Source organism: Streptomyces sp. NPDC002057 (genome assembly GCF_040296665.1).
Classification (GTDB): Bacteria; Actinomycetota; Actinomycetes; order Streptomycetales; family Streptomycetaceae; genus Streptomyces.
The window spans coordinates 205,071-213,271 of sequence record NZ_JBEOXR010000008.1; the positions used below are offsets into that span (position 1 = coordinate 205,071).

Below are 8,201 nucleotides of genomic sequence, written 5' to 3' on the forward strand. Positions count from 1 at the left end.
CTGCTTTCGCGGTGGGAAACTGGTTGTGGGCGGACGTTCCGCGGGAGGGAACCGCCGGCGGGCACCGCCCGGCCACCGGGCCGCACCCGGCGACGGGGGTGAGGCGTCACCGGCGGGCTCCGGCGCCCTGCCGGGCCACCGCCTCGCGGTAGAGCTCGGCCGTGCCCTGGGCAGCGCGGGCCCAGGTGAACCGCTCCAGGACCCTGGCCCGGCCCGCCGCACCGAGCCTGGCCCGGAGATCGGCGTCACCGAGCACCCGCCCCAGGGCGACGGCCAGCGCTCCCGCGTCGCCCGGCGGCACCGCGAGACACGTCTCGCCGTCGTCCCCCGCGACCTCGGGGATCGCCCCGCCCGTCGTGGCGACGAGCGCCGTCCCCGTGGCCATGGCCTCGGCGGCGGGGAGCGAGAACCCCTCGTACAGCGAGGGCACGCAGGAGACCTGGGCGGAGCGCACGAGGTCGACGAGTTCGGCGTCGCTGATGCCCTTGACGAACTCGACGGCGCCGGCGAGCCCGTACCGCTCGATGGCGGCGGCGACGGGCCCGTCCTCGGCGCGCTTGCCGACGACGACGAGGTGCGCGTCGGGGTTCTCGGTGCGGAGCTTGGCGAGCGCCTCGATCAGGTGGACGAGGCCCTTGAGGGGGACGTCGGCGCTGGAGGTGGTGACGATCCGGCCGGGGACCTCGGCGACGGACGGGTCGGGCGACCACACGTCGGTGTCGGCGCCGATGTGGACGACCCGGATGCGGTCCTCGCGTACGCCGAGGTGGTCGACGATCTCCCGCCGGGAGGTGCCGGAGACGGTGAGCACGGAGGGCAGCCGGCGGGCGACGCGCTTCTGCATGCCGGTGAAGGCGTACCAGCGGCGGACGGAGGCGCGGCGCTTCCAGTCGGGGGCGGCGTCGAGTTCGAGCTGCCGGTCGACGGTGATGGGGTGGTGGATCGTGGTGACCAGCGGGGCGCCGATCGCGCGCGGGCCGCCGAGCAGCCCGTATCCGAGGGTCTGGTTGTCGTGGACGACGTCGAAGTCGCCGCGGCGGGCGGCGAGCATCCGCCGGGCGCGGAGGGAGAAGGTGAGCGGCTCGGGGAAGCCGCCGGTCCACATGGTGGCGACCTCGACGGCGTCGATCCAGTCCCGGTACTCGTCGCGCTTCGGGGTGCGGAAGGGGTCCGGCGAGCGGTAGAGGTCGAGGCTGGCGAGTTCGGTGAGGGTGAGCCCGGCCGGTGCCGCGCCGTCGACGACCTCGTCGAGGACGGGATACGGCTGAGAACCGATGACCTCGACGGTGTGGCCGAGGCGGGCGAGCTCGCGGGAGAGGTGCCGGACGTAGACGCCCTGACCGCCGCAGAAGGGGTTCCCCTTGTACGTGAGGAGAGCGATCCGCAACGGGCCGTCACCGGCTGCGGTGACGCCCTGTCGGGGGCTTGCCTCTATGGCCTCAGCGGTCATGCGCGACCCCCTTCGAGCGTGAGTTTCGCCGGAGCGTAACCGCTCGCGCTAATCTAGAACAAGTTACAGACTTGATCGTTCTTGATCTTCTGGCCTGATCTCCTTGATCCTTCAAGGAGGAAAGAATCTACCGGCAGGTAGCTCCATGGTGAGAGCCGGAACAGGTGATTCGCGCCACGGCGCCCGCACCGCCATACTGTCGCTCCCCACCGCACGGAACGGGACCCCATGACCGCAGACAACAGAGCGGACCACAGACCCGCGTCGCCGCCCCTCACGGAGCGCCAGGAGGCGCGCCGCCGCCGCATCCTGAACGCCAGCGCGCAGCTCGCGGCGCGGGGCGGGTTCGACGCCGTGCAGATGCGGGAGGTCGCGGAGGCGGCCGGAGTGGCCCTAGGGACGCTGTACCGCTACTTCCCCTCCAAGATCCACCTGCTGGTCGCGACGATGCAGGACCAGCTCCAGCACATGCACACCACCCTGCGGAAGCGGCCGCCCGCCGGCGCGGACCCGGCGGAGCGGGTCGCGGAGACCCTGATGCGGGCCTTCCGCGCCCTCCAGCGCGAACCGCAGCTCGCCGACGCCATGGTGCGGGCCCTGACCTTCGCGGACCGCGGGGTGAGCCCCGAGGTGGACACGGTCTCCCGGCTGACCACCGCGATCATCCTGGACGCGATGGGGACGGAGCACCCCACCCCGCAGCAGCTCTCGGCGGTCCGGGTCATCGAGCACACCTGGCACTCGGCGCTGATCACCTGGCTCTCCGGCCGCGCCTCGATCGCACAGGTGAAGATCGACATCGAGACGGTCTGCCGTCTGATCGACCTGACGGCGCCGGAGCCGGCGACGCGCTGACGGACCCCGCCCGCGCCCCCGGCGGGACGCGGGCCGGGGACGCGCGCGGTACGGGAGGGTCAGGACCCGGTCTGGGCCTTCGCGTTCTCCTTCGCGATGGTGGCCGCGCACTCCGGACCGCCGTCGACGGCCACGAACATGACCAGCTTCAGCGGGCCCGCCGAGTGGTTGCTGGCCTGCAGCTGCCAGCTGCTCTTCTTCAGGGACTTGATCACCGAGCCGCCCGTCCCCGAGCTGCGCGACTCCGCCCAGCCGCCCTTGACCAGGGTCGCGACCGTGTCCGTGTAGGACTTCGCCGGGTCCGCGGCCTTCTCGCCGTCGGCCGTCCAGCTGACCATGCAGTCCTTGACCTCGGCCGGGACCTGCTCGCCCGAGGCGTCCTGCGTGAAGCCGGCCCCCGTCGCCGCGTCGGTGAGCTCCTTGGTGACCGCGGCCCCGTCGAGCCGGTCGTCGCCCGACCCGCTGGAGCCGCCCGTCGCCGCCGAACCGGCCGAGGCCGAACCGCCGGACGCGGAACCGCCCTTGTCCGAGCCGCCACCACTTCCGCAGCCCGCCACCAGCAGCACCACACCGGCGGCCGCGGCCACCCACTTCGCCTTGCGCACAGCACTCCCAAATACGCACACACGAAGGCCCCTTGCCCCCGTTGCCAAGCGCACAGTTTTGCACGTGGGAACGGTCGACGGGCGCAAAGACGGCGCGGGTCAGGGCTGTTCGCCGCGATTCGGCCGGGCTCCACGGAAGAGGCACGCCCCCGACACGCCCCCTCCTCACTCCTCCGGCGGGAACACCGGCTCCCCGCCGTCCGCGAGGGTGATCAGGATGGCCTCCACGGGACACCCCTCGGCCGCCGCGAGCAGGACCTCGCCCGCGTCGGCCTCCGCCTCGCGCGGATGGGACTGGCGGGCCGTGTCGAGACGGAACCCGTCAGGGGCGTGGTTGACGCACATGCCGGAGCCGATGCAGACGCTCCGGTCGACCTCGACGCGCCAGCGGTCCCCCATCAGGCCCCGCTCCCGGGAGCCTCGTACCCGCCGGGCAGGTGGATCATCTTGTGCTCCAGGTACTCGCCGAAGCCCTCGGGGCCGAACTCCCGCCCCAGTCCGGAGTTCTTGTAGCCGCCGAAGGGGCCGAGCATGTCGAGGCTGAAGGTGTTCACGTTGAAGGTGCCCGTGCGCACGCCCCGGGCGAAGTCGATGCCGTGCTCGACGTCCCCGGTCCAGACGCTGCCGCTGAGCCCGAAGTCGGAGTCGTTCGCGATGCGGAGGGCCTCGGCCTCCTCCCCGTACGGCAGGAGACAGATGACCGGGCCGAAGATCTCCTCGCGGGCGATCCGCATGGAGTTGTCGACCTCTCCGAAGAGGGTCGGCTCGACGTACCAGCCCCGGTCGAGCCCGGCCGGACGTCCGCCGCCGGACAGGACCTTGGCGCCCTCCTCCTGGCCGATCCGGATGTAGTCCAGGGAACGCTGCTGCTGGCGGCGGGCGACGAGCGGGCCGACCTGGGTGGCCGGGTCGAGCGGATCGCCGACGACGAGCGCGCCGGCCGCCGCCGCGAAGGCCTCGGCGATCTCCTCGTACCGCGAACGCGGCGCGAGGATACGGGTCTGGGCCACGCACGCCTGGCCGTTGTTCATCCAGGCGGCCGGGACGATCCCGGCGACGGCGGTCGCGAGATCGGCGTCGGGCAGGATCACGGCGGCCGACTTCCCGCCGAGCTCCAGGGTGACGCGGGTGAGGTTGCGGGAGGCGACCTCCATGACCCGCTTCCCCGCGGCGACCGATCCGGTGAAGGAGACCTTGTCGACGCCGGGGTGCCCGACGAGGTACTCGCTGACCTCGCGGTCGGCGGGCAGGATGCTGAGCACGCCTTCGGGCAGCCCGGCCTCGGTGGCGATGTCGGCGAGGATGTACGAGTCGAGGGGCGACTCCGGCGACGGCTTGAGCACCACGGTGCAGCCGGCGAGCAGCGCGGGCCCCAGCTTGGCGGCGGCGGTGAACTGCGGCACGTTCCACGGGATGATCGCCGCGACGACCCCCACGGGCTCGCGCCGCACGAGCAGCGGCCCGAGGACGCCACCGCGCCGCTCCTCGTACGCGAAGTCGCGGGCGACGGTGATCGCCGCGTCCCAGACCATCATGGCGCCGAGCGCCTGGGCGAGGACGGACCAGGAGTACGGGGAGCCGTTCTGCGCGCTGATGGACCGGGCGATCTCCTCGTACCGGACGGCGATCGCGTCCTTGACGCGACTGACGACGGCGATCCGCTCCTCCACGGACATCCGCGGCCAGGGCCCCTCGTCGAACGCCCGCCGGGCAGCGGCGACGGCCCGGTCGACATCGGCCGCGGAGGCGTGCGGGACGCGCCCGATGACCTCCTCGGTGTGCGGGGAGACGACCTCGATGACCTCCTCGCCGAGCGGGTCGGTCAACTCCCCGCCGATGAAAAGCTTTCCGTGCTCCACAAGCTCGGTCATGACCGCCGCCTCCATGAGGAGAAGATTTCCTGACGCTGCCTCAGAACTGATACCAGTTCTAGTTATAGGGAGCAATGGCCCGGACAGAACGGGCCCCCACCAGCCGCTTTGCGACCGGCGGGGGCCCTGCTCACGCGGCCTGGGCCGTCTCGGGGCCCGAGGGACCCGCCGCAGGCGGACCGTATGTCAGTGCCCGCCTCTACAGTGCACACATGTTTCCGCAGCCGAACGACGGGGCCACCGGCCCGTACGACGCGGCGTACCTCCCGCGCGTCGAGATGGGCCTGCGTCAGGCGGACGAGGCCGTGACCGAGCCGGTGGCCAAACTGGGTGGCGATCCCGTCTGGCTCGAAGGGCCCTGCTGGCCCCTGAGCCCCCGCACGGGGGAACCGCTCGACTTCATCGGGCAGATCCCCGTCCCTGTCGGGCCCGGCGACGAGCCCGCCATGGCATACCTGTTCCTGTCGTACGAGGACTACGAGACCGGCGGAATGGACCCGGAGGACGGCGAGGCCGTTCTGCTGATCCAGCCCGGCGGGCGGATCCCCGGGTTCGCCACCATCGGCTCGGCGGGGACAACCGGGCGCTCCCTCTTCGCGTTCGGTCACGAGGACGAGATGGTGCCGGTGGAGTTCCGGATCGAGGCACGACCGGTGCCGGACGCGCAGGAGCGTCACCTGGAGAAGTACGAGTACTTCGATGTCGCCAACTACATCGGCGGGAAGGCCGACTACCGGATGCGGTCGACGGTCGAGGCGCCGTGGCGGTTCTTCTTCGCCCTGGCCTGCACCGGCGACACGGGGCCGTACTTCCTCAACTTCGGGCACGGTGCCGGCTACGCGTACCTCAGCCCCGACGGCCTGGAAGGTCGATTCGGCTGGGACGCCGCCTAGCGTCGGGCGCCGGTCACGCCGCTGAGCCGGACACCTCGGAAGCCGGCCACACGCGGGGCCGTGGACAGCGACTCCGACAACAGGTCGCCGCTGGGTCGAAGGCGAGGCGACAAGCCACTCTGACGGTTCGTCAGTTCTCGTTATAGTGGGCGACGTCCGAGCACGCTGCGCACCGCCGTGGAGAGATGAGGATCCATGCGAGGACCCGAGCAAGGACCCCTGCCCCAGGTGACCGAGCACGGTGGGGGTGTCTGGTCGCTCCGGGTGCCGATTCCCGACAATCCGCTCGGCCATACGCTCGTCCACGTCCTCGACACCGACCGTGGTCCCGTCCTCGTCGACACCGGGTGGGACGATCCCGCCTCCTGGGCCGAGCTCACCGGCGGGCTCGACGCGCTCGGGCTCTCCGTGCGTGAGGTGCACGGGGTCGTCATCACCCATCACCACCCCGACCACCACGGACTCTCCGGCCGGGTCCGCGAGGAGTCCGGGGCCTGGATCGCCATGCACGCCGCCGACACCGCCGTCGTCCGCCGCACCCGCGAGGCCGAGCCCGGCACCTGGCTCGACTACCTCGCCCGCAAGCTCGCCACCGTCGGCGCCCCCGAGGAGCACCTCGCCCCGCTGCGGGCCGCGCGCGCCTCCGGCCGGATCACCACGCTGCCGGGGCTGCGCTCCGCCCTCCCCGACCGTGAGATCGTCCCCGGCGAACTCCTCGACCTCGCCGGCCGGCGGCTGCGCGCGATCTGGACGCCCGGCCACACCCCCGGCCACGTCTGCCTCCACCTGGAGGAGGAGCACCCCTCCCGGCTCCCCGGACACGGCCGGCTCTTCTCCGGCGACCACCTGCTGCCCGGGATCTCCCCGCACATCGGGCTGTACGAGGACCCCGACGACTCCACCGAGACCGATCCCCTCGGCGACTACCTCGACTCCCTCGAACGCATCGGCCGCCTCGGTGTCGCCGAGGTCCTCCCCGCCCACCAGCACGCCTTCGCCGACGCCGCCGGCCGCGTCCGGGAACTCCTGGACCACCACGAGGAGCGCCTCACCGGGCTCCTCGGCCTGCTCGCCACCCCGCTCACCCCCTGGCAGCTCGCCGTGCGGATGGAGTGGAACCGGCCCTGGGAGCAGATCCCCTACGGCTCCCGGAACATCGCCGTCAGCGAGGCCGAGGCCCACGTCCGCCGCCTGGTGAAACTCGGCCGGGCGGAGGCGGTGCCGGGTTCGGACCCGGTCGCGTACATCGCGGTGTGAGGCGGCTCCCGGCTCCCGGTCTCGAACGTACGGGCCGGTAGAGTGGGCCCGTCGTCATCATGCCCGTACGGGGGGAAGCCGGTGCGAATCCGGCACTGACCCGCAGTCGTGAGCCGCTCCCGTGGAGCGGTGAGTCGAGATGCCCCGTCCGGGATGTGACCGTCGGCACCGTCGAGGAATACGGAGCCGAGCCTGGTGCCCTGTGGCGTGCCGGTGCCCGGCCGCAGGAGAGGGCCCCATGAACACCGTCCGCCGCGGCGCCGCCGCGCTCGCCGCCGCCGCCGTCGTACTCGGCAGCGGAGCAGCCGGAGCGGCCTCCGCCGCCTCGACCGCCCCCTCCCCCTCCGCCGCGTCGATCCCGCCCGGTCTGTACGGGACGAAGGATCCGCAGTACGACGGGGTCTGGCGCCAGTCGCTCTCCTTCCTCGCCCAGCGCGCCACCGGCTACCAGCCCGCCGACCAGGCCGTGGACTGGCTCCTCGGCCAGCAGTGCGAGGACGGCTCGTTCGCCTCGTACCGCGCGGACGCCACGAAGCCCTGCGACGCGAAGACGATGCGGGACACCAACGCCACCGCCCTCGCCGTGCAGGCGCTCGGCGCCGTCCGCCGTCAGGCCGCCGCCCCGGAGAAGGTCGACCAGGCCGTCAAGGCGGGCGCGGGCTGGCTGCGGACCGTGCAGAACAAGGACGGCGGCTGGGGCTACGGCGTCGGCGGCCCCAGCGACGCCAACTCCACCTCCGTCGTCATCGGCGCGCTCGCCGCGACGGGCGTGAAGCCGGGCTCGTACACCTCCGCCGAGGGCCGCACCCCGTACGACGCGCTCCTCACCTTCGCGCTGCCCTGCACGGACAAGGAGGGCCCCGGCGCCTTCGCCTACCAGCCGGACAAGTCCGGCAAGCTCCTCGCGAACGCCGACGCCACCGCCGCCGCCACCCTCGGCGGGCTCGGCAAGAGCGTCGTCGCCACCAAGGCCTCCCCCGAGCAGCCGCCGGTCTGCACCGACCTGGCGAAGCCGACGGTCGAGCGGGCCGCGCTCAACGGCTCCTCCTACCTGGCGAAGACCCTCGCGAAGACCGGCCACCTGACCCTGCCGCCGATGCCGGGCGCCACCGACACCACTGAGAAGCCCGACGTCGGCAACACCGCCGACGCCGTCGTCGCGCTCGCCGCGGCCGGCGCCGCGAAGGAGGCGAAGCCGGCCCTGGAGTGGCTGGAGAAGAACTCCGCCGCCTGGGCGAAGGAGGGCGGACCGGCCGCGTACGCGCAGCTG

At 72.6% G+C, this 8,201-nt stretch carries 8 protein-coding genes; 4 read left to right on the top strand and 4 right to left on the bottom strand.

All coding sequences use genetic code 11. The features are described 5' to 3' along the window. Positions 1 to 106: 106 nt before the first annotated feature. On the bottom strand, positions 107 to 1,450 hold the full coding sequence (locus ABT129_RS10050) for a glycosyltransferase family 4 protein (protein WP_351898943.1): 1,344 nt from the start codon (positions 1,448 to 1,450) through the stop codon (positions 107 to 109). Between the two features lie 228 nt (positions 1,451 to 1,678). Here ABT129_RS10050 and ABT129_RS10055 point away from each other — a divergent pair, with 228 nt between their 5' ends. Then, positions 1,679 to 2,305, top strand: coding sequence for a TetR family transcriptional regulator (locus ABT129_RS10055; RefSeq protein WP_351898945.1), 627 nt, complete (start codon positions 1,679 to 1,681; stop codon positions 2,303 to 2,305). A gap of 59 nt (positions 2,306 to 2,364) precedes the next feature. On the opposite strand, the gene ABT129_RS10060 is transcribed toward ABT129_RS10055, so the two are convergent. The 3 genes from ABT129_RS10060 to ABT129_RS10070 all read right to left on the bottom strand — a co-directional run bounded on the left by ABT129_RS10060 (position 2,365) and on the right by ABT129_RS10070 (position 4,781). Beyond that, positions 2,365 to 2,910 (bottom strand): hypothetical protein, encoded by a 546-nt coding sequence (locus ABT129_RS10060; RefSeq protein ID WP_351898948.1) that lies wholly within the window; start codon positions 2,908 to 2,910, stop codon positions 2,365 to 2,367. Positions 2,911 to 3,075: 165 nt separating this feature from the next. Further along, positions 3,076 to 3,309, bottom strand: coding sequence for a ferredoxin (locus ABT129_RS10065; RefSeq protein WP_351898951.1), 234 nt, complete (start codon positions 3,307 to 3,309; stop codon positions 3,076 to 3,078). Beyond that, a complete protein-coding gene (locus ABT129_RS10070) occupies positions 3,309 to 4,781 on the bottom strand; it encodes an aldehyde dehydrogenase (protein ID WP_351898952.1) in 1,473 nt (490 codons plus the stop codon). The genes ABT129_RS10065 and ABT129_RS10070 overlap by 1 nt, the downstream gene beginning before the upstream one ends. Before the next feature lie 212 nt (positions 4,782 to 4,993). Between ABT129_RS10070 and ABT129_RS10075 the strand changes: the two genes are divergently transcribed. The 3 genes from ABT129_RS10075 to ABT129_RS10085 form a co-directional block, all read left to right on the top strand. Beyond that, the gene (locus ABT129_RS10075; protein ID WP_351898955.1) at positions 4,994 to 5,674 is read left to right on the top strand and encodes a hypothetical protein; all 681 of its coding nucleotides are present in this window, start codon (positions 4,994 to 4,996) and stop codon (positions 5,672 to 5,674) included. Between the two features lie 195 nt (positions 5,675 to 5,869). Next, a complete protein-coding gene (locus ABT129_RS10080) occupies positions 5,870 to 6,931 on the top strand; it encodes a Strvi_7410 family MBL fold metallo-hydrolase (RefSeq protein WP_351898957.1) in 1,062 nt (353 codons plus the stop codon). Positions 6,932 to 7,169: 238 nt separating this feature from the next. Continuing rightward, the coding region (locus ABT129_RS10085; protein WP_351898960.1) for an SCO2321 family membrane protein at positions 7,170 to 8,201 on the top strand (1,032 nt) is incomplete at its 3' end.